The following is a 24,076-nucleotide window of genomic DNA, read 5'->3' on the forward strand; positions in this document are numbered from 1 at the left end:
TTGTGTCAAGGTTAACCACCATGGTGGGGCGTCTGTTGAACGGCCGGTACGAGCTGCGATCGGTCATCGGCCGCGGCGGTATGGCCGATGTGTGGCTGGCTTTCGACGGGCGGCTGGATCGACCTGTGGCCGTGAAGATGCTCCATGACCAGGGCGGCGCGGATCCGTCGATACCGGAACGGTTCGAGCGCGAAGCGCACACCGCTGCGCGGCTGTCGCATCCGAGCATCGTCGCCGTGTACGACGTCGGGGTGGACGGCGTTACGCCGTACCTCGTGATGGAGCTGGTCCAGGGGCACAGCCTCGCCGACGAGCTGGCCAGAGGTCCGCTGGATCCGCGGCGTGCGGTGCGCATCGCCGAGCAGGTGTGTGACGCCTTGACGGCCGCGCACGACGCCGGAGTGGTGCACCGGGACGTGAAGCCGGCCAACATCCTCATCGGCGACGAGGGCCGGGTGAAGGTCTGCGACTTCGGCATCGCCCGCATCACCGACCGGGCACAGGCAGCGCTGACCGCGCCCGCCACCGTGGTCGGCACCAGCTCGTACATGGCGCCGGAGCAGGTCCTCGGCGAGCCCGTCGACGCCCGGACCGACCTGTACGCGCTGGGCTGTGTGCTGTACGCGATGCTCACCGGCCGTCCGCCGTTCACCGAAGGCTCGCCGGTGCAGATCGCCTGGCAGCAGATTCACCAGGCAGCGGTTCCGGTGACGGTACTGCGGCCCGGCCTGCCGCCGCGGCTCGCCGGGCTGGTCGGCGCATTGCTGGCCAAGCGCGCGAGGGACCGACCGGCAAGTGCGGCGCAGGTCCGCGCGGCGCTGTCAGGCACCGCCGGCGGGACCGGAACGGCTGTGCTCGCACGTACCGCCGGACCGGCCGCGCTCGGGGGCGAGGCGCCGATCCGCGGCCGCGCCCCGGTACGGCCGGCGACGCAGAACCTGCCCGCGCTCGGCGAGCCACCCGAGCCGACTGCCCGGCGACGGGGCCGTTCGACCGGGATCGCGATGACGGCGCTCGGCGCGGCGGCCGTCGCCGTGTTCGCGCTCGGTGTCCTCCCGGACCGATCCGGCCACCCGGCCGCGGCGCCCACCACCCCCGCGGAGACGACCCGCTCCCTGCCGTCCGCGGACATCTCGAGCGCGGCCCCGAGTGACCCGCCGACCGACACTCCGAGCCCAACGCCGGCCGCCACACTGAGCGACACACCGAGCGCCCCGACGAACGACCCGGTCGAGGCGTCGCTGGCTGCGGCTCGCGCCGCCGTTCAGGCCCAGACCGGTGGCGGCGGCCTGGACCGCGATACCGCGCGTGAGCTGAACCGGCGGTTCGACAACCTCGCCGGCCAACTCGCGCGCGGCAACAACGACCTCGCCGCAATGGAGCTGGCCGGTCTGCGCGCCCGGCTCAACGAGCTGCACCGGGACGGCACACTCACCGACACCGGGTACGCGGCGGTCCTCACCCCCGCCGACCAGCTCGGGGCGAACCTGCCTTCCCCCGCGTCGGCCGGGCCGCCCAGCCCGTCGGCCTAGGGTCTGGGAGCGGCCGGCTTCAGGGAACGTCGGACGTCGCGTAGACCTTCCCGACGAACTCGGCCAGCCGGCGTTCGTCAAGGTTGCGAGCCAGGTCGGCCTCGCTGATCATGCCGACCAGCCGATGGTTCTCGATGACCGGCAGCCGCTTGACCTGGCGGTCCTCCATCTGATGCAGCACCTCGTCGACGCCGGCGCCGGCATCCACCCAGACCAGCTCACCACTGGTCAGGTCGCGCACGCTGACCTGCCCGGGATCCTGGCCCTCAGCGATGCACCGCACGACGATGTCGCGGTCGGTGATGATGCCGTGCAGCCGGTCGTCCGCGCCGCAGATCGGCAGGGATCCAACGCCGAGCTCGCGCATCTTCCGCGCGGCGGCCGCGACGCTCTCGCCCTCGCCGACGCACTCGGCTCCCGGGTGCATGATGTCTCTCGCCCGCCGCTCGTACTTCGCGCGAAGCGCCTGCTCATGGTCATCCAGAGCGCGGAGCTTCCGTGCCACGGCCTCATGCGTCGCATGGCCGGCGTGCTCGGCGTAGCTGGCCTTACCGAGCTCATACAGCAGCTTGTCACGCTGCCGCTGGGCTTTCGTCTCGTCTATCCGGGCCCGGCCCGTCGCCAGGCCACGCTTGGCGGACTCCATCATCTTGTCCAAGGACATGATGTCCTCCTCTGGCGTACGTCAACGCAAGAGCCGACAACAGCAATGCCCAGCCAACGCTACGTCGCCGACCCCACGGCCGGCACCACCTCATCAGCCCACGGCGGTGACCGGCTGGACGCAGGTATCCGCCGGCAGCGGGAACACGTGCGCGGTGCGGTCCGACGCCACGCTGTGGTGCTGGGGCGCCAACGGCACCGGGCAGCTGGGCGTCGGCGACACCACCGGACGGCGGGTGCCCACGCAGGTCGGCGGCGCCGCCTGGGCGTCGTTCGACACGGGACCGGACCACATCTGCGCGCTCAAGACCGACGGCACCCGGTACTGCTGGGGCGCCAACGACACAGGGCAGCTCGGCATCGGCGACAGCACGGCCACCGACCGGCTCACCCCGGTCATGGTGAGCAGCCGCACCAGCTGGACCCGCGTCGCGATGGCGACCGGCGGCCGGCACGCCTGCGGCCAGGCGGCCGGCGTCCGCTACTGCTGGGGGCTCGGCGCCCCCGGGCTCGGCGTCGGTGACCTGGCGACCCGGACGACACCCTCGGCCGTCTTCGACGGCCCGTGGACCGGCCTGTCCGCCGGGTTCGGCCACACCTGCGGCATCCGCAACACACACCTGTACTGCTGGGGCGAAGGCCCCGCGCTGGGCCTCGACACCGACGACGACGCGGTGACCCCCGCACTCATCGCCGCGTAGACACTCACCGACACGGATCCGATGACACCATCGACATGCGTGAACTCCAGCTCGCCGGACGCCAACTCCGGGCAATTCCGCAGCTGATCATGCAACCGGGGCAGCGACAAACGCGATCCGCCGGAGAAGCCGCAGACCAGCAGGGGTAGAACGAGAGCCGACGGCGGGACTTGAACCCGCAACCTTCCGATTACAAGTCGGGTGCGCTACCAATTGCGCCACGTCGGCTGGTGGGCTGATCCTACCGGGCCGGGCGGGGGGCTTGCCTCCGACATACGGGTCGGGCGGGTTGGCATCAAAGTGGGCAAAAAGGGCTGGCGACCTTGGCAGAGCGGTGAACGGCGCCTAGTGTTACGGGAACTCTGGGTGTGCAGTGACGCTGCCTGGGGCTTCTACTCGGATCGTCCGGCACGTTCCTGCCGGTGGAAGGTGGCACTCTGTCATGGCTACGGTCACGTACGCGAAAGCGTCCCGGATCTACCCGGGGACGCCGCGTCCCGCTGTTGACCAGCTGAACCTCGAGATCGGTGACGGGGAGTTCCTCGTCCTCGTCGGCCCGTCGGGCTGCGGGAAGTCGACCTCGCTCCGCATGCTCGCCGGCCTCGAAGATGTCGACGCCGGGGACATCCTGATCAACGACCGCAACGTCACGCACCTGCCGCCCAAGGCTCGTGACATCGCGATGGTGTTCCAGAACTACGCGCTGTACCCGCACATGACGGTGTACGAGAACATGGCGTTCGCGCTGAAGCTGCGCAAGACGCCGAAGCACGAGATCGACCGGCGGGTGAAGGAAGCCGCGGCGATGCTGCAGCTGGAGGACTACCTCGGCCGTAAGCCGAAGGCGCTGTCCGGTGGTCAGCGGCAGCGTGTCGCCATGGGCCGCGCGATCGTGCGTGAGCCGCAGGTCTTCCTCATGGATGAGCCGCTGTCGAACCTCGACGCGAAGCTGCGTGTGCAGACGCGTTCGCAGATCGCCACGCTGCAGGCGAAGCTCGGCATCACCACCGTGTACGTCACGCACGACCAGGTCGAGGCCATGACCATGGGTCACCGGGTCGCCGTGCTGCTGGATGGCGTGCTGCAGCAGGTCGACAGCCCGCGTGCGCTGTACGACCGTCCGGCCAACGTCTTCGTCGCGGGCTTCATGGGCTCGCCGGCGATGAACATCAAGACGGTGCCGCTGACGGAGAAGGGCGGCCGCTTCGGCGACGTCACGCTGCCGCTGACCCCGCAGCAGATCTCCGCGGCGCAGGCCGACGGTGGCGGCAACCGCGTCACGGTCGGGTTCCGCCCCGAGGACACGGACCTGGTCGGGCCGAACGACGGTGGCATCCCGATCACCGTCGACCTGGTCGAGGAGCTGGGCTCGGACGCGTACGTGCACGGCACCGTCGCGCTCGATGGCCAGGACGAGCGCTTCGTCGTCCGGGCCGACCCGCGCCGCACGCCGCGCCTGACGGAGATCGTGTACGTCCGCCCGCACGTCAACACGCACCACGCGTTCAACGCCGCGACGGGCCTGCGCATCTGAACTAGCACATAGCAAGCAAAAAGGGCCGGTTCTCCAAAGGAGAGCCGGCCCTTTCCCTTGAAGGGTCAGGAAGCGGCGAACCGCCAGACCTGGAACTTGCCCTCCGAGGCGCACAGGATCACCGACGCGTTCCACGAGCAGCTCAGGCCGACTGCTTTCGACGACAGCGGGCCCAGGGCGATCCGCTCGCCGGAGGACGACGTGACGCCGACGAGCGAGATGTCGTAGGCGGAGGAAGCGCTCAGGGTGCCGGTGAAGAACATCAGGCTGCCGGCGGTGACGCGGACGCCGTAGGACGTCTTGTCCTCGTTGCGCAGCAGCTGCTTGCCGTCATAGGAGAGCAGCACGCTGGCGGGCTTGTCCCCGTCGGTGGCGAACACCTGGCGGCCGGCGGGAACGAGCACCGTCGAGCCGGGCGCCGAAGCCTCCCAGACCTGCTTCTTCTCGGCGGCGGAGATGGCGCGGACCTTGTTCTCCTTGCCACCGGACGGGCCGTCGATGAGGCACAGCCGGTCATCGGCGCACGGGGCCATGTCGACGACCTGGACCTTGTCGTTGGAGAAGCTGTAGATCTGCGCCGGCTGACCAGATGTGGTCAGGTCGTAGACGCTGACCTTGTACTTGGTGCTGCCGCCCGCGACGAACAGCTTGTCCTCGTGGGCGAGGTACTTGGCGCCGTACTCGCCGATGTTGTTCCAGCTGCGGATGTCAGAGCCGTCGGAGGCCTTGATGAGGCGGATCGTGTCGTCGCCGTCGACGCTGACGAGGTCGTCGCGGGCCTTCATGTCGCGGACGGCGGGCGCGCCGGCGAAGTTGCTCGGGCCGCGGAGGTCCGTGTTCCTGGTCTGGCTGTAGATGGCGGAGCCCTTGGCGTGGTCGGGCCGGCTCCAGCTGTCCTTGCCGGCCCAGGTGACCGTCTCGATCTTCTTCCCCTCGTACCGGTGGATCGCCAGCACCGGGCCGAGACCATAGAGCACGTCGTAGGAGTTGAACGGGGCGTCCCAGAGCTTCTTGCCGCTCTTCCAGTCCAGCAGGAACATCTTGCCGGGGTCCGAGCCGGTGGCGGTGACGACGATGCCGCCCTGGTACGCCGCGAGGCTCCACTTGCTGTAGTCGCCGTCGAGGGTGACCTTCGACCAGGCGGCCTTCATGCCGTCGAGGTCGATGGCCTGGACGAAGAACTGCTTGTCGACCTGCCAGCCGATGACGGCGCGCTCGTTGAGGGTGACCGACAGCGTGGCGTCGATCTTCGAGGGGTCGTCCATCTCGAACGACTTCTCGGCCTTCAGGGTGGCGAAGTCGACGGCGGTGTTGCCGTCGCGGAAGAACCAGAACCAGCCGCCGGCGGCCACGAGGGCGAGCACGACGACCGCGGCGATGCCCGCGACGAGCAGGCCACGGCGGGAACGGCGCGGGGTGTCACCAGGAGGAATGGAGATGGACTCGGTCGGCGGAGCCGTCGCACCGTACTGACCGGGCGGGATGACCTGCGCCGCCGACATCGGAAAGCCAGTCGGCGCGGGCCTGCCGGTCGGCGCGGGCCCGCCGGACGTCGGCGCCCCGAACCCCGGCGACACCGGAGCGGACGGCGCGCCACCAAAAGCACCAGTCGAAGGATGAGCCGGCGAACCGACCGGAGAACCAGCCGGGGAACCAGCCATGAAGCCGGTCGGGCTGGCGCCGTAACCGGTCGCGGAGGTCACCTCGGCACCGCCGAACCCCACCTGCGCGGGCGGCGGCGCCACCTCAGCCAGCGCCCCTTCGGCTACAGGAAGCTCCGGCTGCTCCAGTACAGTCGGCGCGATCCCCAACTGAGCATGCAACTGCCTCGCCGCCAGCGGCAGCCGGGACGATCCCCCGACCAGGAACAGCCCGGCGAGCTGGTCGCCCCGCAGGCCCGCGGACGCGATCACCGATCCGGTCTCCCAGACAGCGCGGTGGATCAGCGGCCCGACGACCCGGTCCAGCTCCTCGCGCGTGAGGTGGATCGCCTGGTCCGCGCCGGGCACGGTGATCGGCGCGACGGTGGAGCGGGACAGCATCTCCTTCGCGCCACGGATGTCGTCCCAGAAGAGCCGGCGGTCCCGGCGCTGCGTCGTCGTCATCGGGTTGCGCAGCGCGTCCCAGGTCGCGGGCGCGAACCCGGCGATGACCTGCCCGAGGTGCTCGACCAGCGCGGCGTCGATGTCGAGGCCGCCGAGGTCCTCGACGCCGCCGGAGCCGATGACCGTGAAGCGGCCGTTGTCGTTGCGGACGACGGCGATGTCGAGCGTGCCGCCGCCGAAGTCGAACACGGCGAGGGCGGAGCCAACAGGAACCGGGCGGCGCAGTACATCGGCGAAATAGCGGGCGGCGGCCACCGGCTCCGGGACCAGCATGACCGGCGGCCAGCCCGCGCGCCGGGCGGCGGTGGCGAGGGTGTCGCGGCGGCGGGCGCCCCACGCCGCCGGGTAGGTCAGGACCGCCGTGGGCAGGAACCCGACCGCCTCCACGGCCGCGCGGGCGACCGCGGCGAGGATGGCGGCGAGCAGGTCGACGGTCGGGATCTCGCGGTCGCCGAGCAGGACGGTCGGCTCGTCGATGCGGCGCTTCGGGTTGGGCTCGAAGCGCGACGGGTCGAGCCCCGCGAGCCGGGCCGCGTCACGGCCGACGTGCAGCCTGCCGTGCTCGTCGACGTACACCCCGGACGGCATGATCGGCGCACCGTCGACCAGCAGCGGCCGCGTGCGGCCGTCGGGCCAGCGCACCACGGCCACCGTGTTGGACGTGCCGAGGTCGACGCCGATCGCGAAGCCCTGCTGAGGCTCATTCACCGGCCCATCCTAGGTGCGCCGCCAAATCGTTCGTTTAGCCTCACATCGTGGCGACCATCGAGGACCTGGTGCGGCTGGCGCCGCCGCCGGCCGAGCCGGTCGACGCGGACGCCGACTGGGCGGCGGTCGAGGCGGAGCTGGGGCTGCCGCTTCCCGCGGACTACAAGGCGCTCGTCGGGCGGTACGGCCACGGGGAATTCCACGAAATCGGGCTGCTGACGCCGGCGAACCTCATCGCGCGGGCGCGGCAGCTGCTGCCGGCGTTCGGGCCGTCCCGGGAGCGGTTCCCGGAGTACTACCCGCACCTGCTGTACCCGGAGCCGGGCGGCCTGCTGGAGTGGGGTTCGCACCCCGCCGGGCACCAGTTGTGCTGGGACACCACGAACGGCTGGACCATGGCGCTGGTGAGCGAGGACGGCGAGGCCTACCGCTACGACCTCGACCTCACCGGCCTGCTCCACGCGTACTTCAGCGGCGAGCGCGAGTTCGAGCCGCTCCTGGAGGCGCCGCCGGTGCCGTGGTTCGAGTCGTGGGTGGCCCGCCAGACCGTCACCGTGCGGTTCGGCGAGGCCGGCCTGCCGTTCGAGGAGCGGCTGCGGACCCTGCGTGAGCTGCTCGCGCCGACGGAGTACCGCCACGTCTACAGCGACTGGGCGGTGCGCTTCAAGGCGGTCGGGCGGGACTGGCTGGTCACGTACCAGGACGGGTCCACGCACCAGCTCGACATCGCGTGCCGGCCGGACGGCTTCGAGGAGGCGCGGGCGTTCGTCACAGTCGCGGCGCGGGCGATGGGCTGTGCAGTGCGCTGAGCTCATCAAGAGCGGCGCGGATGCACGCCGGGAAGTCCGGCGAGTCGGTGATCCACTGCTCGAACGCCACTTTGAAGACCGCCACACCGAGTTCGGCGGCGAGGGCGGCGGCAACGGGCGGCACGCCCCGGTCTCGGAGCGCTGCGGCGGCCGCGGTACCGAGGGTGGCCAGTTTCAGCAGCTCACGCTCGTGCAGGCTGGGGGTGGCGGCGATGATGGCGGCCCGTTGGCGGGCGAAGTCGCGGCGGTCCTGCATCGACACAGCCGCGCGTTCCATGGCGGCGCCGACGACGTCGAGCGGCGGGGCACCCAACCGCGCGTCAGCGATCGCGGCGACCACGGTGTCCTGCAACATCCCGGAGCCGTCGAAGAGGACCTCGCGCTTGTCGGCGAAGTGGCGGAAGAACGTGCGCTCCGTCACGCCGGCGCGCTGGGCGATGTCGGCGACGGTGGTCTGTTCGTAGCCGCGTTCGGTGTACAGCGCGAGCGCCGCCAACATGAGGCGTCCCCGCGCGTCCGGCTCCCAGCGTGCCATAGCTCACGAGTCTAGTGATGACAGCTCCTGACATCACGCGCTATGGTCGGTGATGTCAGCGACTGACATCGTCCAAAGAAAGGCACCATCATGCGCATCTTCGTCACCGGAGCGACGGGCTGGATCGGATCGGCCGTCGTCCCCGAGCTCATCGCCGCAGGCCACGACGTCGTGGGCCTCGCCAGGGACGCCGATAAGGCGGACGCCCTGCGGAAAGCCGGAGTCGCACCCCAACGAGGCAGCCTCGACGACCTCGACAGCCTCCGGGCCGGCGCCGCGAACGCCGACGCCGTCGTGCACCTCGCGTTCAAGCACGACTTCACCGACTACGCCGGCGCCGGGCGGACCGAGCGGGCCGCCATCACCGCCCTCTGCGAGACCCTGACCGAGGACCAGCCGTTCCTCTTCGCGTCCGGCGTCGCGCTCATCACGCCCGGCCGGGTCGCCACCGAGCACGACCAGAACCCCTCCAGCGGCCCCGACGCCCCACGCGGCGGCGCCGAGCAGCTGGCGTTCGAGTTCGCCGCAAAGGGCGTCCGCAGCGTCTCGCTCCGCTTCGCCCCGACCGTCCACGGCGCCGGCGACCACGGGTTCGTCGCCGAGCTGGTGCGCGTCGCGCGCGAGCGGGGCGTCTCGTCGTACGTCGGCGACGGCACCAACCGTTGGCCGGCGGTGCACCGTTTCGACGCCGCCGCCCTGGTACGACTGGCGCTCACCGCACCCGCCGGCGCCATCGTGCACGCGGTCGACGAGGAGGGCGTGCCGGCCCGCGACATCGCCACGGCGATCGGCGACGGCCTCGGACTGCCGGTCGCACCCGCCGCCGCCGAGGAGCTCGGCTGGATCGGCCGGTTCTTCGCCGCCGACATCCCCGCGTCCAGCACCGTCACCCGGGAGCTGCTGGGCTGGCAGCCGACCCACCCCGGCCTGCTCGAGGACCTGGCGGCCGGCCACTACTTCCGTGCAGCTTCGTGACGATCGCCGACATGTAGCCGGCGACGGTGCCCGCGGCCAGGCCGAGGCGGGTCGCGACGGTCGCGGCGGGCAGACCGGCGGCGACGAGCTCCAGCACCTGCCGCTCCTTCGCGCTCAACCCCTTCGCGCTCAGATCGGCCGCGGCGAAGTGGTCCAGCATCCGGCGGGCGACGCCGGGCCCGAAGAAGGCCCGGCCGGCCGCGACCGCCGCGATCCCGTGGCAGATCTCGTCCTGCGTGGCGCCTCTGACGAGGTACCCGCGGGCGCCGGCCAGCATCGCGTCGAAGAGCTGCGCCGCACCGTCGGACATGCCCAGCACCAGCACGGCGGTGCGGGAGACCACGGCGTCGAGGCCGGGCAGGCGCAGGTCCATGACGAGCACATCCGGGCGGGCGGCGGCCACGGCCTCGGCCGCCTCCCGGCCGGTCGCCACCGAAGCGACCACGTCGATGCCGGGCAGCGCCGCGAACAGGGCACGACTCTCGGCATGCTCGGCGGCGACGGCCACGCGGATCACGAATCCAGCGTACGGGTAGCAGTCCGGCCCGCTCTCGCGCAAGATCAGTGGCGGTGACGGATTCCTGACTTCGATCCGGCGAACAAAGTCCCCGAGGGGCGCATCGAACCCTGCGACACCGAAACAACAACCGTTCAGGGAGCCCATCATGCGTACCAAGGCCATCACCGCGATCGTCGCCGCCGCCCTCCTGCTGACCGCCTGCAGCACGTCGCCCGAGCGCAAGGACGGCGCCGCCGCCCCGGCCGGTGCCACCACCCCCACCTCGTCCGCCCCCGCCGCGCCGACGTCGGCCACCACCTCGGAGGCCGCGCCGGCCGCCACGAAGACCAGCGCCACCAGCACGACGCTGGTGCTCGGCCCGCAGGGGTACGGCGCGCTCCGGCTCGGCATGACCCGGGAGCAGGCCGTCGCCACCGGGCTGCTGACCGCGTTCGACGACTCCGGTTGCGCCCAGGCGTTCATCAAGGGCCGACCGGCGGGCCAGGGCAGGGTCTTCCTGTCCCCGGACCGGGGCATCGCCGCGATCCAGGCGTGGCCCACGCTGTCGACGGCCGAAGGGCTGCGGGCCGGCATGTCCGTCACCGAGGCGCGCGGCCTGTACTCGAACTGGACCATCGTCGACGGCACCCTCACCCAGGGCCGGCACTTCGCCAAGGTGCCCAGCAACGACAAGGCCGTCTTCCGGATCGCGACGGTCGACAACAAGGTCGCGGACGTGACCCTGCAGCTGGCGAACCAGAACTGCTACGAGTAACCGCACAGCCGCTGCTCGCGGCACCGCACCCATACACTGCACGAAGACAGGTCCGGCGCAGGAGATCCCGCGCCGGACTTTTCGCATGTCCGGCCATCGCCCCGATCGCCCGGCGTCGATCCGTGACGGATCCATGACGAGCTGACCCTCCAGCTGGGCAACCAGAACTGCTACGAGTAGGCGGACAGCCGCAGGCCGGCCAGGACCTCGTCGGTACGGTCCGCGGCGCCCACCTGCCTGACCTGCACGTACACCCCGTAGCCACGGGCGGAGAGCAGCACCTCGCTGTAGGAGACAGGTCCGGCGCAGGACGTCCAGCGCCGGACCTGCGCCTGTCCGCCGGCGACGGCCACGGTGCGGTCCGGCTGCCGGACGCAGGGGGCGGCGTGCTCGGGCAGCGTGGGTGCCGGGCCGCTGGTGGTGAAGGCGCCCGCGAAGACGCCGGGCAGCGCGCTCGCCGGGTCCGCCCAGGCGACGACGTCGGTCGTCACCACGAGGCCCGGGGCGCGGCCGCCGCGCAGCCCGAGCACCGCCGGGTCCCAGCCCGCGTCGCGCAGCTGGCCCGCCCAGGCCGGCGGCACCGCGATCGACAGCACGCCGTCGGCGTCGTGCACCCGCACCCAGCCCGGCGGCGGCCCGCCCGCGGCGGCGGAGCCCGCGCTGCCTGCCAGTACAGCTGCCACGGCGGCAACCAGCGTCACCGACCGCCACACCTTGTGCCGCCGGGTGGTCCGCCCGATCGAGTCGACGGCCGACCGCAGCTCAGCGGAGAGCTCGGCCGCCGACGCGAAACGCTTGCGCGGGTCGGGGTGCAGCGCCCGGCGCACGATGTCGTTGACCGGGCTCTTCCCGGCGATCCGCTCGCCCGCGGTGGGCGGTCGGCCGGTGAGCATGTGGAACAGCGTCGCGCCGACCCCGTAGACGTCGGCCCGCACGTCCAGCCCGCCGCCGAGCCGCGCCTGCTCGGGTGCCGCGTAGCCCGGCGTACCGGCGGCGATCGTGAAACCGGATGCGGTCGCAAGGGCCTTGGCCAGGCCGAGGTCCGCGACCAGGACCCGGTCCCGGCCGGGCGCGGGCTGGAACAGCACGTTGGACGGCTTCAGGTCACGGTGCAGCACCCCGGCCGCGTGCAGCTCCGCTACGGCGTCGGCGATGTCGGCCGCGACCAGCAGCGCCTCCTCGACCGGCAGCGGCCCGCCGGCGAGCCGGTCGGCGAGGGTGCCGCCGGCGGCGAACGGCATCACGAGATACGGGCGGCCGTCCGGCAGCTCGCCGACGTCGAGGACCCGGACCAGCAGCGGCGAGTCGGCCCGCCGCATGATCCGCCCCTCCTCCTCGAACCGCGCCCGCAGGTCCGAGTGGTACGTCCAGTTGTCCGCCAGCACTTTGATCGCCACGGATGCGTCGAGCGCGTCGTCGGCCCCGAGCCACACGGTGGCGAACGCCCCGGACCCGATGCGCCGCAGCACGCGGTATCGACCGATATTGTCAGGCACTGGCACGCCGCAATTATCGGCCATGGAGGGCTTCGTTGACCGACATCGAACAGCTCGCGGCGCGCGCCGCGACCGGCGACACGGCCGCGCGTGACGCGCTGCTGGCCGGCATCGCCCCGCAGGTCATGCGCCAGTGCCAGCGCATCCTGCCCTGCCGCCAAGACGCCGAGGAGGCGTGCCAGGACGCGCTGCTCCAGGTGGCGATGAAAATCACCACGTTCGACGCCCGTTCCCGCTTCTCCACGTGGCTGTACGTGGTGACCGCGAACTGCGCCCGGCAGACGTACCGCAGCCTGAAGCGCCGGGCGAGCGAGCAGTCGACCCCGCAGCTGCCCCTCGACACCGCCGACCCCCGCACGACGAGCGTCATCGCCGGGTCCCGGCTGGATCTGCTGGACGCCCTCGAGCAGCTGGAGGCGCACCGGTCCGAGCTGGTCGGCCCGCTGGTGCTCCGTGATCTGTGTCAGCTGTCGTACGAGGAGATCGCCGCCCACCTCGACATTCCGGTCGGCACCATCAAGTCCCGAATCCACGACGCCCGCCGCCACGTCCGGGCGTCGCTTTCATAAGCGGGCCAGCGCCCGCTCCGCACAGCCGCGCACGCTGCGGTTCTCGTCGCCGAGCAGCTCGCGCAAGGCCGCCCGCGCCGTCTCCGCCTGAGCGGCGGTGGCGGCCTTCGTAGACGGTCGCCAGGTGGGGGCGAGCAGCTGCGCGACGGCAACGCTCAGCACCTCGCGGACCAGCACCGACGGGTCCGTCCGGAGCGCGACCATGCTGTCCAGCGCCGCGAGGTCGCCGTAGTACCCGAGGCTCATCAGCGCGCCGCTGCGCAGGCCCAGCTCCGGGTCCCGCAGCATGCCGACCATCGCCGGCACCACGCGCTCGTCGCCGTGCAGCTCGGACAGCGCGCCGAGGGCCGTCCCCCGCACCCGCCGGTCGGCGTCGCGAAGGGCCGCTTCGAGGAGCTCGACGTCTGCGGGCGTGACCACATGGCCGAGGGCCCACAGTCCGGCACACCGCAGGTCGCGGTGCCGCTCGGCGGCGAACGCCAGCACCGCCGGCCGGCACCCCGCCGGGTCGGCCGCCATGAGCACCGCGAGGGTCGCCTGGAGCCCCTCCCACTCGTGCTTTACCGGCCGCGCGACCGCCCGCAGCAGCAGCGGAAACGCCCGCGTGCCGCGGATTCCGGCCAGGATCTCGGCGAGAAGCTCGACCCCTTCGTGGTCCTCGTCGTCCAGACAACGCTCCAGCGCCGCCTGCACCCGCGGGACGAGGCTGCGGTCCCCGCTCGCCGCGAGTTCCTGGACGGCACCCGGCCGGAGCCTGACGGTGATGTCATCGATGCTCGCCAGTACATCCGCCAACGCCGCCTGCATGTCGGCCATGGCGCGAACATTAGCGCCCGGCGCTGTAGGGTCGCTCGATGAGTGAGCAGGGGTTCGTGTGCCGGGGCTGCGGCCAGCGCCACGGCGGGATGCCGTTCTCCTACGGGGCGGTCGCCCCGCAGGTGTGGAGCGACGACTACGCCGGCGACGAGAGCAGCACGCTCGAGGACGAGCTGTGCATCATCCAGGCCGAGCATTTCTTCGTCCGGGCCCGCATCGTCATCCCCGTGCTCGACGCCGACACCGACTTCGACTGGGGCGTCTGGGTGTCGCTCAGCAGGGCCAACTTCGAGCGGTCGCTGGAGCTGTGGACGACGCCGGGTCGGGAGCAGGAGCCGCCGTACTTCGGCTGGCTGTCCACCGAGATCCCCGTGTACGAGCCGACGACGCTGAGCCTGAAGACCCACGTGCACACCCAGCCGGTCGGCAGCCGCCCGCGGGTCGAGCTCGAGGCGACCGACCACCCCCTCGCCGTCGAGCAGCGCGACGGCATCACGCGCGACCGGGTGCAGGAGTTCGCCGAGCGGCTCCTGCACCCGTGACGCTTGTAGATCGTCAGGAGCCCAGCTCGACGGTGTCGAGCTGGAATCCGAACGGCTCCTCGGCGATCAGGGTTTCGCCGTGCTTGGCGACCGCGTGCTCGACGTAGTGCCCGCCGTCCAAGCGCAGCAGGCGCAGGCTGACCGAGTGCGACGATTCCGGCTCGACCAGCAGATACCAGCCAATGCGGGCGGCGGCGTACAGCTGCATCTTCAGCACCCGGTCGTTGCCGGCGTTGCCCGGGGAGACGATCTCACCGACGAGCGCCACCTCGCCGGCCTCGATGACGGCGCCCTCGTTGTCGGTGTCGGCGACGACGAGGTCCGGAATGACGATCCGCCCAGCGTGCAGGCGGACGTTGACGGCTTCGAAGACCAGCAGACCGCGCGGCTTCGCCGCGCGGTGCAGCTCATACGCCAGCAGCAGGGACAGCTGCTGGTGCCGCTTGCTCGGTGCCGGGCTCACAAGCAAGCTCCCGTCGAACAGCTCGATCCGGTTGGTGGTCTCGCCCAGCGCGAAATAGTCGTCTTCGGTCCACGGCCCTACGTGATCCGCCGTCGCCACACTCATCTCAGCCGCACCTCCTGACCTTCCTCGTCCAGCGTAAGTGGCGCTACTGGGTGCGGCGGCGGTTGACCTCGGCGAGGGTGACCGCGGCGGCTACCGACGCGTTCAGCGACTCGATGTCGGAGATCATGGGAATGGAGACCTTCAGGTCGCAGGTCTGGCCCACGAGGCGGGACAGGCCGCGGCCCTCCGAGCCGACCACCACGACCAGCGGGCCGACGGCGGCCTCCAGGTCGTACAGGGAGGTGGCGCCGTCGGCGTCGAGGCCGGCGACCATGAAGCCCTCGTCCTGACACGCCTTCAGGGACCTGGTCAGGTTCGTCACCTGGGAGACCTTGACCCTGGCGGCGGCGCCGGCGCTGGTGCGCCACGCGGTGGCCGTGATCGCCGCCGACCGGCGCTCGGTGAGGAACACGCCCTGGGCGCCGAACGCCGCGGCGGAGCGGATGATCGCGCCGAGGTTGCGGGGATCGGTGATGCCGTCGAGGGCGATCAGCAGCGGCGCCGTGTGCTCCTTGGCGGCGGCGAGCAGGTCGTCGAACGGCTCGTACGCGAACGGCGGCACCTGCAGGCCGAGGCCCTGATGCAGGACGCCACCGGTCATCCGGTCGAGCTCTGCGCGGGTGACCTCGAGGATCGCGATGCCGCGCTCGGCGGCGGTGCGGACCGCCTCCTTGACGCGCTCGTCCATGTCGATGCCGAGGGCGACGTACAGCGCGGTGGCCGGCACGTGGGTGCGCAGGGCCTCGACGACCGGGTTGCGGCCGACGAGCAGCTCCGGCCCGTCCTTCGGCTGCGACGACTTCCGCCCGGGCGAGACGCGCGGCGTGGACCGTGCCCCTGCCGAGGTCGGCTTCGAGGCACCGAACGGCCCCTTGCCGGCGGTGCGCTTCGTGCCGGGCTGGCCGATCTTCGGGGCCCGGCCCTGGGCGGCCGCCGCGCGCAGCTCGTTGGCCTGCTTGCGGGCGGTCTTCTGGGGAAGCTCCTCGTCGCCGCTGTACCCCTTGTGCCAGGGGCGCTCGTCCGCGGGCAGGGTGCGACCGCGGCCCGTCAGGGACTGCCGGTTCTTCCCACCGGAGCCCTTGACGGCGCCCTTCTTCGAGACGACCCGCTTGCCGCGGCGTTCAGAATTGCCTGGCATTGTTCTCAGCTCTCCAACGTCCATCGTGGACCGGCCGGGGTGTCCTCCACCGCGATACCGGCGTGCTTCAACTGGTCCCGCACCGCGTCGGCGGCGGCCCAGTCCTTGCGGCCGCGGGCCGCGGTGCGCTGCTCCAGTGCGAGCGCCACCAGCGCGTCGACCACCCGCGTCAGGTCCCCGGCCTGCGTGTCGCTCCACTGGGCGTCCAGCGGGTCGAGCCCGAGCACGTCCAGCATGCCCCGCACCGTGGCGAGGGCCGCCGACACGGCCGCCGGGTCGCCGGCCGCCAGAGCGGTGTTCGCGTCCCGTACGACATCGTGAAGGACGGCGAGCGCGCGCGACGTGTTCAGGTCGTCGTCCATCGCCTCGACGAACGCGTCGGGCAGTTCCGACAGTTCGCCGGGGCCGACCAGCTCCACCGCGCGGGTCACGAAGTTCTCGACCCGGCGGAACGCGGCGGCGGCCTCCTCGAGCGCCTCCTGCGAGTAGTCGATCACCGACCGGTAGTGCGGCGCCAGCAGGTAGTACCGCACCTCGACCGGGCGCAGGCCGGCCTCGACCAGCGCTTCGAGGTTGATCACGTTGCCGAGCGACTTGGCCATCTTCGACCCGCCGAGGTTCAGCAGCGCGTGATGCACCCAGTACCGGGCGAACGGGTGCCCGGCGGCGTGCGACTGGGCGACCTCGTTCTCGTGGTGGGGGAACTTCAGGTCCAGCCCGCCGCCGTGGATGTCGAACTCGATGCCGAGGTACCGCCAGCACATGGCCGAGCACTCGATGTGCCAGCCCGGCCGGCCGGTCCCCCACGGCGACGGCCAGTTGGCCTCGGCCGGCTCCTCGGGCTTGGTGCCCTTCCACAGCGCGAAGTCCCGCGGGTCCTTCTTCGCCCGCTCCGGCCCGTCCGTGGCGGGCTCCATGTCGTCGGGCCGCTGCCCGGACAGCGCGCCGTACTCGGCGTGCGAGCGCACGTCGAAATACACGTCGCCGCTGCCGTCCGTCGCCGGGTACGCGTGACCGCGGTCGATGAGCAGCTGGATCAGCTCGTGCATCTCGGTGATGTGCCCGGTCGCCCGCGGCTCGTAGGTCGGGGGCAGCACGCCGAGCTTCAGGTAGGTCGCCGACAGCAGCCGCTCGTTGGCATACGCGACGGCCCAGAACGGCTTGCCCTGCTCCTCCGCCTTGACCAGGACCTTGTCGTCGATGTCGGTGATGTTGCGAATGAACGTGACGTTGTACCCCGAGCGCAGGAACCAGCGCCGCAGCACGTCGTAGTTCACCCCGGAGCGCAGGTGGCCGATGTGCGGCCCGCCCTGCACGGTGAGCCCACACAGGTAGATACCGACCTGCCCGGGCGTCATCGGGACGAAGTCCCGGACCGATCGGGTCGCGGTGTCATACAGGCGTAGGGTCACGGATGCAAGAGTAACGGTCGGACCGCTCCAAACCCGCACCAGCACTAACCTGAGCCTGTGGCTACCGAGACCGCCCAGACCCTCGACCGTGGCCTGCGTCTGCTGCACGTGGTCGCGGAGACGCCCGGCGGCCTGACGATGACGGAGGCCGCAGCCCTCCTCGGCGTCGGTCGCGCCGTCGTGTACCGCCTGGTCGCCACCCTCTCCGAGCACGGCATGGTCCGCCGCGACCGCTCCGGCCGCCTCCGCCTGGGCGCCGGCGTCCTCCAGCTCGCCCGCCGCGCCCAGCCTCTCGTCGCCGACGCCGCCCTGCCGGCCTTACGCCGCCTGGCCGAGACTGTCGGCGCCACCGCCCACCTGACCATCGCCGACGGCGGCGAGGCCTACGCCCTGGCAGTGGTGGAGCCGAGCTGGACCCAGTTCCACGTCGCCTACCGGACCGGCTCCCGCCACGCCCTGGACGTAGGCGCCGCCGGCAAAGCCATCCTCGCCGGCCGCCGCGGCGACTACACCGCCATCACCACAGTCGGCGAACTCCAGCCCGGCGCCTACGGCGTGGCCGCAGCCGTCGCCGGCGTCGAGGGCCTGGAGGCGAGCGTGGGGGTGGTCGCCCTGACCGCCCTCGACCCGACCTCAGTCCCCACCCTCGTCACCACCGCCGCCACCACGGTCGCCTCCGCCCTGCGCTGACCCCACGCACCGGGCCAGCTCTGGAAACCGGTTCTCCCAGAGACCGCGAAGCCGAGCGGGCAGCCACATCGCCCGCCAGAGCCCGACCAGCAGCACACCGTCGAGCCAGGCCCGCAGATCGTCCTCCGTGGCAGCCTCGACCAGCACCGTTCGATACATCGAGGCGAGCCGGGCCGGCCGGTCCAGGTCGTGCTCGGCGCTGCCTGACCAATCCAGGTGGCGGGGCAGCACGACCGTGCCGCTCGTCGGACCACGCAGCTCGGTCAGGCTGTCCGCAACGACGTATGGCCTGCGGTCGCCGTACGGCACATAGTCGGCCGGCGGTCGTTCAGAAGCCGTCTTGGATCGTGGCGCTCGCCGGCCAGTTCAAGCCACGTGGAGTTGAATGTTGCCGATGCGGGCCACGATGTCGAGGTGGCCGCCGAGCCCGGTCACGTAGGCACGCAGCGTCTCCAGCCCCACGGCATCGCCGTTCTCGATCTGGCTGATCCGTGCCTGGGTCAGGCCAGCCGCCTCGGCGAGCTGTACTTGCGTCATGCCGAGTTGCTGGCGGATCTCGGCGAGCTGCGCGCCACTGACCGAGGCAAGCATCTGCTCACGCATCTCGCGGCGACGAGCGACGCGTTCGGCGCTGTCCCACGTCGGGTCGGCGGCACGAGCCTTCGCTTTGACGTCGCGCCAGTTCGCGGCTTCGGTCATAACCCGTTCTCCTCTTTCAGCGCCGCAAGATGCTCGGTGAACCGCTCGTCGGCCAGCGGGATCGCCTTGCTGTACCAAGTCTGCCATCGGCCTGACTTGTCGCCTGCGATCAGGAAGATCGCTTCACGTGCCGGATCGAACGCGAAGATCATCCGAACCTCGGTTGTGCCGGTTGAGCCGGGCCGTAGCTCTTTCATGTTGTGATAGATGCTGCCCTTCAACCGGTCCACCAGCGGGCGACCGAGCGCTGGCCCCTGCTCGGTGAGCACGTCGACGGCCTCGGCGACGAGATCGGCGGTGCCTGGGTCGGCCTGGCAGAGCTCCAGAAACCATGCCTCGACCTCTGGGTGAAGCCTGACCTCCCACATGCCGACAGTATAAGCCCGGCTTATGCCGCATGTGCCGAGTCAGGTGCGTGAATCAGGTGGCTTACAGCGGTGGGGCGGGGTCGGTGCGGAGGCGGCTGTAGAGGTAGCCGTCGTGCCAGCGGCCGGCGCGGAATTCGCAGGCTCGGACGATGCCGTCCAGAGTGAAGCCGGCCTTCTCCAGGGATTTCTGTTCGGCGATGTTCTCCGGGTGGGTGCCGGCCTGGATGCGCTGGACCGGGGAGTGGGCGAAGAGGTGGTCGCACAGCATGGCCTGGGCGCGCCAGCCCAGGCCGCGGCCTCGCCATTGCGGGAGGAGGGCGATGCCGATCTCCCAGTAGCCGATGGGGCCGCTGTACTTGCCGGCGACGTAGCTGACGAAGCCCGCCGCTACGCCGTCCGGGTCGGCCTCCACCATGAGGCGGCCCGATTCGGGGCCGAGGTAGCCGTCCTGGGCGAAGCGCCGGTCGGCCGCGTGTGGGTCGCGGTAGCCGGACCAGTCCAGGCCGATGAGGCCCGGCTCGGTGGCGAACCGGTGGAACATCGCCAGGTCCGATTCGGTCACCGGGCGGAGGCGGATGGCGCTCATCGAGCCTCATCCGGAGCCGGAAACGAGTCCGCAGCCGAGTCCGCAGCCGAATCCGCAGGCGAAGAAGAAGGCGAAGAAGAAGGCGAAGGCGGCGCTGAGGCGAGGAAGGCGCGGCTGATCGTGGCGAACAGCAGGCCGAGCAGCAGGGCCACCGTGGCGAGGGAGAGGTCGGTGTCGGCGGAGTCGATGGCGGGGTTGCCGGCCAGGGACGTCATCGCCGCGCCGACCGCGGAGCCGATGAAGTACAGCAGCAGGTACGCCGGAATCAGCGCCAACGCGCAGGCGCCCGTGATGGCGAGGAGGCGCAGCGGGGGCACGTCGCCGGTGGCGGTGACCGCGGCCGCGGCGGCCGACGGCAGGAGGACCAGGCCGAGGGCGCCGAGCCAGCCGTACGCGGCGGTGGCCGGCCACGCGGCGAGCGCGGCCAGCGCGGCGAACGGCAACGCCCACAGGAGACGGTCCAGCGGCAGGAGCCCGACCGTGACGGCCGCGAGCATGACGATGAGGACGACCTTGAGCAGGGAGAGGCCGTTCTCGACGCGGACGTCCGCGGCGTCGGTGACCGGCTCGTCCCACGGCGTCGTGATCAGCACGGTGACCGCGGCGGCCACCGCGAAGACCGTCGTCAGGAAGTGCGCCGGTCCGGGTTCGGGGGTCGCCACCGTACGGGCGGCGAACACCATCCCGGCGAACGCCACGGCGCCACCGACGGCCAGCCAGACGGCCGCCGCGCCACCGCTGACGCCGGCCCGGTCGAGCGCCAGGTCAGCCCCGACCCAGATCACGGCCCCCACGGCGGCGGCGAGGACGGCCCGCAGGTCGGCACGGAAGATGAGGACCACCCCGCCGAACGCGAGCAGGATCGCGAGCTGCCGGATGTCCCGCGGCCAGTACGTGTTGTTGCCGACGAACTCGGCCGCCGGAGACGGCTCCATGTACGGCTGGTAGATCGCCAGGCACACCGCCCAGATCACCGCCGCGGCGAGGCCGCTGAGCCCGCCGATCACGCTCCGCCAACGCATCCCCATCGCTGCATCCTGATCCCTGCCCGCCCCGAGCGGAACCCCTCCGGCCTGCCTGTCCGTCAGGAGGAGGCATGCAGGAGTACGGGCCGCAGACCAACACCGTGCACAGCGGCGACATGTACGTGACGCAGGGTGGCGACATCACCGTCACGGGGCGGTCGACGCCGGTGCCGGAGCGGAAGATCCGGGTGCTGATGCTGGCCGCCAACCCCGGCAGCACCGAGCGGCTCGCGATCGACGAGGAGGCGCGGCAGGTCACCGAGCGGCTGCGGCTCGCGCACGACCGGGACGTGTTCGAGCTGATCACGTGCTGGGCGGTCCGGCCGTTGGACCTGCTGCAGTACCTGAACCAGCACAACCCGCAGATCGTGCACTTCAGCGGGCACGGCAACCGCGCCGGCGAGGTGTACCTGTCCGCGGGCGACGGCACCGACCGGCGGGTGTCCGCGGCGCGGATCGGGGAGCTGTTCCGGACCGCCGGCGAGCAGATCCGGGTCGTCGTGCTCAACGCCTGCCACTCCGCCGCGCAGGCCGCCGAGATCGGCCGGCACGTCGACCACGTCGTCGGCATGAACGCGTCCGTCACCGACGAGGTCGCCACCATCTTCGCCGCGTCGTTCTACTCCGCGCTGGGCTTCGGCCGCCCGGTCCCGCAGGCGTTCGACCAGGCGGTCGCCGTGCTCGGCATGCACGACCCGGCCAGCCACACCATCCCGCAGCTGGTGTCGCGCCCCAACGCGAAGGAGCACCTGTGAGCAACGGCGGCCAGAACAACTCGGTCAACAACGGCGACCTGTACGCCACCCAGAGCGGCGACATCCACATCAACCACGGCGCCCCGCCCGCCAGGCGCGGCCCGCGCACCGACACCAAGGTCCTCTTCGGCACCCTGCTCGCCGACGCCGGCTACTTCCTCTATGGCGTGAAGGCGTACACGGGGAACAACACCACCGCGGACATGTGGCGCTCCTGCACCTTCCTCCTCCTCTTCCTGGTCACCTGCGCCCTGCTCGGCCGCTGGGTCCGCCGCCGGATCTGACCAGGTCCTCGAACTCCCGCCGGAGGTCGAGGAGGCCGCGGCCGGACCGGCCGGTCGCCTGCTGGATCAGTTCGGTGAGCGGCCACTGTACGAGGCAGCCGAACCGGGCCGCGTAGATGCCGGCGCCGCGCAGCGCGTACCGGTCGCTGAAGTCCATCAGGGCGTAGCCGAGCAGCTGGTACACGTCGGTGGCGGCGAGCGCCGGTGACCTGGTGCCGTCCAGGCGCGGCCGGCCGCCGGAGCCCGACTTGATGTCGATGAGGAGCCCCGCGACGACGAGATCGGCGTCCGCCGCGAGCAGCTCGCTGCCGTCGAACGTCGGTCCACTGTGCACGGTCACGGCCGCCAGGCACGGCAGCAGCCGCGTCCGGGCGAGGTCGCGCATCGCGATCAGGTCGGCCACCTCGTCGTCGTTGGCGAGGGCGAGCAGGTCGTCCGCCCTGCTGCCGGCGGGGAGGGTGAACAGCCGCGAGCCGGTGGCCATCGGGTTGCGGAACCGCTCGACCAGCAGCGCCAGCGCGTAGCAGGTCCGCGCCCACCACTCGTCCGGCCGGCCTTCGTGCAGGCCGGCCTCGAGCACGGTGGGGCGGCGCGGGCAGAGCACCTCCAGCAGCTCCCGGCCCGCCCCGTCGAACGCCGCCCGGCGGTCCCACAGTCCCCGGATCGGCAGTTCGAGGGACACCCGCGGGTCGACCAGCAGGCGGATCCACCAGTCGATCGCCCCGCCCTGCGTACCGAGGGCGACCGCCGCCGACGCGGTGACCGCCAGTTCGTCGGCCGCTTCCCGGACGGCCTGCTGCAGCGGCGCCAGGTGCGGGAACGTGGCCCGCATCCACCGCCCCACCGGACTGTCGGCCCGCTGCACGGCGGCGGTGAGGCTCGGCATCCGTGCAGCCTAAGTCCGCGTCAGGGATGCGTCATCGACAGCAGGTCGAGGGCCTCGTCGAGCTGGGCCTGGGTGAGGGTGCCCTTGTCGAGGTGGCCGCGGGAGATGACGACGTCGCGGATGGTGTGGCCGGTGGCGAGGGCCTCCTTGGCGATGGCGGCGGCCTCGTCGTAGCCGAGGTAGCGGTTCAGGGGCGTGACGATCGACGGGGAGCCGGCGGCGTACGAGTGCAGGACCTCCTCGTCGGCCTCCAGGCCGTCGACGCAGCGGGCGGCGAAGAGGCGGGCGGCGTTGGCGAGCAGGCGGATGGACTCCAGGAGGTTGCGGGCGATCACCGGGAGCATGACGTTGAGCTCGAAGTCGCCCTGGGAGCCGGCGAACGCGACGGCGGCGTCGTTGCCGATGACCTGGGCGACGACCTGGCGGACCGCCTCGGGGACGACGGGGTTGACCTTGCCGGGCATGATCGACGAGCCGGGCTGGAGGTCGGGCAGGCGCAGCTCGCGCAGGCCGGCGCGCGGGCCGGAGCCCATCCACCGGATGTCGTTGGCGATCTTGTACAGGCCGACGGCGATGGTCCGCAGCTGGCCGGAGGCCTCGACGAGGGCGTCGCGGGCACCTTGGGCCTCGAAGTGGTTGCGGGCCTCGGTGAGCGGCAGGCCGGTCGTCCCGGCCAGGGCGGCGATCACCGCGGCGGAGAACGACGGCGGGGTGTTGATGCCCGTCCCCACCGCCGTGCCGCCGAGGGGCAGCTCGCAGACGCGCGGCAGGACGGACTGAACTCGATCGATGCCATACCGGACCTGAGCGGCGTATCCGGAGAATTCCTGCCCGAGCGTCACCGGCGTCGCATCCATGAGATGTGTCCGCCCCGCCTTGACCACAGACGCAAACGAGTCCGATTTATCCGACAAGGCGTCAGAAAGCACGGAGAGAGCCGGCACCAATTCGGATGTCAGAGCCGACGCGGCGGCGATGTGAATGGAGGTGGGAAATACGTCGTTGGACGACTGCGACGCATTCACGTGGTCATTCGGGTGTACCGGCGAGCCCAGCAACCGGGACGCCAGCGTCGCGATGACCTCATTGGCGTTCATGTTCGACGACGTGCCCGACCCCGTCTGGAACACGTCGATCGGGAACTGGTCGTCGTGCACGCCGCTCGCCACGTCCGCCGCCGCGGCCACGATCGCCTGCGCGAGCCCTTCGGGCAGGACACCCAGCGAGGCGTTCACCGCGGCGGCCGCGCCCTTGATCTGCGCCAGTGCCTTGATGTGGGAGGACTCCAGCCGGCCGCCGGAGATCGGGAAGTTTTCGACGGCGCGCTGCGTCTGCGCCCGCCACAGCGCGTCGGCGGGGACGCGGACCTCGCCCATGGTGTCGTGCTCCACGCGGAATTCCATACG

Annotated in this window: 26 protein-coding genes and 1 tRNA gene; 11 read left to right on the forward strand and 16 right to left on the reverse strand. The window is 71.5% G+C overall.

Translation table 11 applies throughout. The annotated features are described in order from the left end of the window. The first annotated feature begins 20 nt into the window (after window positions 1-20). Entirely contained in the window at window positions 21-1,532 is a 1,512-nt protein-coding gene (locus ABZ321_RS04425) for a protein kinase (protein WP_354889329.1), read from the forward strand. A gap of 19 nt (window positions 1,533-1,551) precedes the next feature. On the opposite strand, the gene ABZ321_RS04430 is transcribed toward ABZ321_RS04425, so the two are convergent. Then, window positions 1,552-2,196 (reverse strand): CBS domain-containing protein, encoded by a 645-nt coding sequence (locus tag ABZ321_RS04430; protein ID WP_354889331.1) that lies wholly within the window; start codon window positions 2,194-2,196, stop codon window positions 1,552-1,554. 106 nt (window positions 2,197-2,302) lie between these two features. Here ABZ321_RS04430 and ABZ321_RS04435 point away from each other — a divergent pair, with 106 nt between their 5' ends. After that, window positions 2,303-2,896 carry a hypothetical protein gene (locus ABZ321_RS04435; protein ID WP_354889333.1) on the forward strand — a complete coding sequence of 198 codons (594 nt, stop codon included), beginning with the start codon at window positions 2,303-2,305 and terminating at the stop codon, window positions 2,894-2,896. 155 nt (window positions 2,897-3,051) lie between these two features. On the opposite strand, the gene ABZ321_RS04440 is transcribed toward ABZ321_RS04435, so the two are convergent. Then, window positions 3,052-3,124, reverse strand: a tRNA-Thr gene (locus tag ABZ321_RS04440). 214 nt (window positions 3,125-3,338) lie between these two features. On the opposite strand from ABZ321_RS04440, the gene ugpC reads away from it, so the two are divergent. Then, window positions 3,339-4,430 (forward strand): sn-glycerol-3-phosphate ABC transporter ATP-binding protein UgpC, encoded by a 1,092-nt coding sequence (ugpC, locus tag ABZ321_RS04445; RefSeq protein WP_344509242.1) that lies wholly within the window; start codon window positions 3,339-3,341, stop codon window positions 4,428-4,430. A 65-nt stretch (window positions 4,431-4,495) separates the two neighbouring features. On the opposite strand, the gene ABZ321_RS04450 is transcribed toward ugpC, so the two are convergent. Beyond that, complete coding sequence (locus ABZ321_RS04450) at window positions 4,496-7,243, reverse strand: Hsp70 family protein (RefSeq protein WP_354889335.1); 2,748 nt, start codon at window positions 7,241-7,243, stop codon at window positions 4,496-4,498. A gap of 47 nt (window positions 7,244-7,290) precedes the next feature. On the opposite strand from ABZ321_RS04450, the gene ABZ321_RS04455 reads away from it, so the two are divergent. Beyond that, a complete protein-coding gene (locus ABZ321_RS04455; RefSeq protein WP_354889337.1) occupies window positions 7,291-8,052 on the forward strand; it encodes a hypothetical protein in 762 nt (253 codons plus the stop codon). On the opposite strand, the gene ABZ321_RS04460 is transcribed toward ABZ321_RS04455, so the two are convergent. Beyond that, on the reverse strand, window positions 8,012-8,587 hold the full coding sequence (locus ABZ321_RS04460; protein WP_354889339.1) for a helix-turn-helix domain-containing protein: 576 nt from the start codon (window positions 8,585-8,587) through the stop codon (window positions 8,012-8,014). The genes ABZ321_RS04455 and ABZ321_RS04460 overlap by 41 nt on opposite strands. A 90-nt stretch (window positions 8,588-8,677) precedes the next feature. Between ABZ321_RS04460 and ABZ321_RS04465 the strand changes: the two genes are divergently transcribed. Then, window positions 8,678-9,562, forward strand: a complete 885-nt coding sequence (locus tag ABZ321_RS04465) for an SDR family oxidoreductase (RefSeq protein WP_354889341.1) — start codon at window positions 8,678-8,680, stop codon at window positions 9,560-9,562. Here ABZ321_RS04465 and ABZ321_RS04470 read toward each other — a convergent pair. Continuing rightward, window positions 9,474-10,079: a response regulator transcription factor gene (locus ABZ321_RS04470; protein WP_354889343.1), complete on the reverse strand. Its 606-nt coding sequence runs from the start codon at window positions 10,077-10,079 to the stop codon at window positions 9,474-9,476. The genes ABZ321_RS04465 and ABZ321_RS04470 overlap by 89 nt on opposite strands. Before the next feature lie 148 nt (window positions 10,080-10,227). On the opposite strand from ABZ321_RS04470, the gene ABZ321_RS04475 reads away from it, so the two are divergent. Beyond that, window positions 10,228-10,836 (forward strand): hypothetical protein, encoded by a 609-nt coding sequence (locus ABZ321_RS04475; RefSeq protein WP_354889345.1) that lies wholly within the window; start codon window positions 10,228-10,230, stop codon window positions 10,834-10,836. A 170-nt stretch (window positions 10,837-11,006) separates the two neighbouring features. Here ABZ321_RS04475 and ABZ321_RS04480 read toward each other — a convergent pair whose 3' ends face one another. Continuing rightward, window positions 11,007-12,338 (reverse strand): serine/threonine-protein kinase, encoded by a 1,332-nt coding sequence (locus tag ABZ321_RS04480; RefSeq protein WP_344509227.1) that lies wholly within the window; start codon window positions 12,336-12,338, stop codon window positions 11,007-11,009. Between the two features lie 29 nt (window positions 12,339-12,367). Here ABZ321_RS04480 and ABZ321_RS04485 point away from each other — a divergent pair, with 29 nt between their 5' ends. Then, entirely contained in the window at window positions 12,368-12,901 is a 534-nt protein-coding gene (locus tag ABZ321_RS04485) for an RNA polymerase sigma factor (protein WP_354889348.1), read from the forward strand. Here ABZ321_RS04485 and ABZ321_RS04490 read toward each other — a convergent pair. Further along, entirely contained in the window at window positions 12,896-13,717 is an 822-nt protein-coding gene (locus ABZ321_RS04490) for a HEAT repeat domain-containing protein (protein WP_354889350.1), read from the reverse strand. The genes ABZ321_RS04485 and ABZ321_RS04490 overlap by 6 nt on opposite strands. Window positions 13,718-13,755: 38 nt before the next feature. On the opposite strand from ABZ321_RS04490, the gene ABZ321_RS04495 reads away from it, so the two are divergent. Then, complete coding sequence (locus tag ABZ321_RS04495) at window positions 13,756-14,259, forward strand: DUF2199 domain-containing protein (protein ID WP_344509221.1); 504 nt, start codon at window positions 13,756-13,758, stop codon at window positions 14,257-14,259. A gap of 13 nt (window positions 14,260-14,272) precedes the next feature. Here the strand turns inward: ABZ321_RS04495 and ABZ321_RS04500 are convergent, their stop codons facing one another. The 3 genes from ABZ321_RS04500 to cysS are packed head-to-tail and all read right to left on the reverse strand — an operon-like array spanning window position 14,273 to window position 17,377. After that, window positions 14,273-14,827, reverse strand: coding sequence for a Uma2 family endonuclease (locus ABZ321_RS04500; RefSeq protein ID WP_344509219.1), 555 nt, complete (start codon window positions 14,825-14,827; stop codon window positions 14,273-14,275). A 43-nt stretch (window positions 14,828-14,870) separates the two neighbouring features. Then, a complete protein-coding gene (gene rlmB / locus ABZ321_RS04505) occupies window positions 14,871-15,965 on the reverse strand; it encodes a 23S rRNA (guanosine(2251)-2'-O)-methyltransferase RlmB (RefSeq protein WP_344509217.1) in 1,095 nt (364 codons plus the stop codon). Window positions 15,966-15,970: 5 nt separating this feature from the next. Continuing rightward, a complete protein-coding gene (gene cysS / locus ABZ321_RS04510; RefSeq protein ID WP_344509215.1) occupies window positions 15,971-17,377 on the reverse strand; it encodes a cysteine--tRNA ligase in 1,407 nt (468 codons plus the stop codon). A 57-nt stretch (window positions 17,378-17,434) separates the two neighbouring features. Here cysS and ABZ321_RS04515 point away from each other — a divergent pair, with 57 nt between their 5' ends. Continuing rightward, on the forward strand, window positions 17,435-18,067 hold the full coding sequence (locus ABZ321_RS04515) for a helix-turn-helix domain-containing protein (RefSeq protein ID WP_344509213.1): 633 nt from the start codon (window positions 17,435-17,437) through the stop codon (window positions 18,065-18,067). A gap of 366 nt (window positions 18,068-18,433) precedes the next feature. Here ABZ321_RS04515 and ABZ321_RS04520 read toward each other — a convergent pair whose 3' ends face one another. From ABZ321_RS04520 to ABZ321_RS04535, 4 genes are all read right to left on the reverse strand, one after another. Then, window positions 18,434-18,766: a helix-turn-helix transcriptional regulator gene (locus ABZ321_RS04520; RefSeq protein WP_344509211.1), complete on the reverse strand. Its 333-nt coding sequence runs from the start codon at window positions 18,764-18,766 to the stop codon at window positions 18,434-18,436. Next, a complete protein-coding gene (locus ABZ321_RS04525; protein ID WP_344509209.1) occupies window positions 18,763-19,134 on the reverse strand; it encodes a type II toxin-antitoxin system RelE/ParE family toxin in 372 nt (123 codons plus the stop codon). The genes ABZ321_RS04520 and ABZ321_RS04525 overlap by 4 nt, the downstream gene beginning before the upstream one ends. 61 nt (window positions 19,135-19,195) lie before the next feature. Then, the gene (locus ABZ321_RS04530; protein ID WP_354889354.1) at window positions 19,196-19,720 is read right to left on the reverse strand and encodes a GNAT family protein; all 525 of its coding nucleotides are present in this window, start codon (window positions 19,718-19,720) and stop codon (window positions 19,196-19,198) included. Further along, window positions 19,717-20,748, reverse strand: a complete 1,032-nt coding sequence (locus ABZ321_RS04535) for a hypothetical protein (RefSeq protein ID WP_354889356.1) — start codon at window positions 20,746-20,748, stop codon at window positions 19,717-19,719. The genes ABZ321_RS04530 and ABZ321_RS04535 overlap by 4 nt, the downstream gene beginning before the upstream one ends. A 68-nt stretch (window positions 20,749-20,816) precedes the next feature. On the opposite strand from ABZ321_RS04535, the gene ABZ321_RS04540 reads away from it, so the two are divergent. Beyond that, window positions 20,817-21,500, forward strand: coding sequence for a CHAT domain-containing protein (locus tag ABZ321_RS04540; protein ID WP_344509204.1), 684 nt, complete (start codon window positions 20,817-20,819; stop codon window positions 21,498-21,500). Continuing rightward, window positions 21,497-21,784, forward strand: coding sequence for a hypothetical protein (locus ABZ321_RS04545; RefSeq protein WP_344509202.1), 288 nt, complete (start codon window positions 21,497-21,499; stop codon window positions 21,782-21,784). Before ABZ321_RS04540 ends, ABZ321_RS04545 begins: the two co-directional genes overlap by 4 nt. Here the strand turns inward: ABZ321_RS04545 and ABZ321_RS04550 are convergent. Together ABZ321_RS04550 and ABZ321_RS04555 are read right to left on the reverse strand one after the other, a co-directional pair. Beyond that, window positions 21,741-22,670, reverse strand: a complete 930-nt coding sequence (locus tag ABZ321_RS04550) for a hypothetical protein (RefSeq protein WP_354889359.1) — start codon at window positions 22,668-22,670, stop codon at window positions 21,741-21,743. The genes ABZ321_RS04545 and ABZ321_RS04550 overlap by 44 nt on opposite strands. Window positions 22,671-22,690: 20 nt before the next feature. Beyond that, on the reverse strand, window positions 22,691-24,073 hold the full coding sequence (locus ABZ321_RS04555; protein WP_354889361.1) for a class II fumarate hydratase: 1,383 nt from the start codon (window positions 24,071-24,073) through the stop codon (window positions 22,691-22,693). Window positions 24,074-24,076 lie beyond the last annotated feature (3 nt).

The organism is Dactylosporangium sp. NPDC006015 (assembly GCF_040614215.1).
GTDB lineage: Bacteria > Actinomycetota > Actinomycetes > Mycobacteriales > Micromonosporaceae > Dactylosporangium > Dactylosporangium maewongense.

Bases quoted from the DNA above. Each gene is read 5' to 3' on its own strand.
- ABZ321_RS04425 (WP_354889329.1), top strand. From the start codon at position 21: ATGGTGGGGCGTCTGTTGAACGGCCGGTACGAGCTGCGATCGGTCATC.
- ABZ321_RS04430 (WP_354889331.1), bottom strand. From the start codon at position 2,196: ATGTCCTTGGACAAGATGATGGAGTCCGCCAAGCGTGGCCTGGCGACG.
- ugpC (WP_344509242.1), top strand. From the start codon at position 3,339: ATGGCTACGGTCACGTACGCGAAAGCGTCCCGGATCTACCCGGGGACG.
- ABZ321_RS04460 (WP_354889339.1), bottom strand. From the start codon at position 8,587: ATGGCACGCTGGGAGCCGGACGCGCGGGGACGCCTCATGTTGGCGGCG.
- ABZ321_RS04465 (WP_354889341.1), top strand. From the start codon at position 8,678: ATGCGCATCTTCGTCACCGGAGCGACGGGCTGGATCGGATCGGCCGTC.
- ABZ321_RS04475 (WP_354889345.1), top strand. From the start codon at position 10,228: ATGCGTACCAAGGCCATCACCGCGATCGTCGCCGCCGCCCTCCTGCTG.
- ABZ321_RS04490 (WP_354889350.1), bottom strand. From the start codon at position 13,717: ATGGCCGACATGCAGGCGGCGTTGGCGGATGTACTGGCGAGCATCGAT.
- ABZ321_RS04495 (WP_344509221.1), top strand. From the start codon at position 13,756: ATGAGTGAGCAGGGGTTCGTGTGCCGGGGCTGCGGCCAGCGCCACGGC.
- ABZ321_RS04500 (WP_344509219.1), bottom strand. From the start codon at position 14,827: ATGAGTGTGGCGACGGCGGATCACGTAGGGCCGTGGACCGAAGACGAC.
- rlmB (WP_344509217.1), bottom strand. From the start codon at position 15,965: ATGCCAGGCAATTCTGAACGCCGCGGCAAGCGGGTCGTCTCGAAGAAG.
- ABZ321_RS04520 (WP_344509211.1), bottom strand. From the start codon at position 18,766: ATGACCGAAGCCGCGAACTGGCGCGACGTCAAAGCGAAGGCTCGTGCC.
- ABZ321_RS04525 (WP_344509209.1), bottom strand. From the start codon at position 19,134: ATGTGGGAGGTCAGGCTTCACCCAGAGGTCGAGGCATGGTTTCTGGAG.
- ABZ321_RS04530 (WP_354889354.1), bottom strand. From the start codon at position 19,720: ATGAGCGCCATCCGCCTCCGCCCGGTGACCGAATCGGACCTGGCGATG.
- ABZ321_RS04535 (WP_354889356.1), bottom strand. From the start codon at position 20,748: ATGGGGATGCGTTGGCGGAGCGTGATCGGCGGGCTCAGCGGCCTCGCC.
- ABZ321_RS04540 (WP_344509204.1), top strand. From the start codon at position 20,817: ATGCAGGAGTACGGGCCGCAGACCAACACCGTGCACAGCGGCGACATG.
- ABZ321_RS04550 (WP_354889359.1), bottom strand. From the start codon at position 22,670: ATGCCGAGCCTCACCGCCGCCGTGCAGCGGGCCGACAGTCCGGTGGGG.
- ABZ321_RS04555 (WP_354889361.1), bottom strand. From the start codon at position 24,073: ATGGAATTCCGCGTGGAGCACGACACCATGGGCGAGGTCCGCGTCCCC.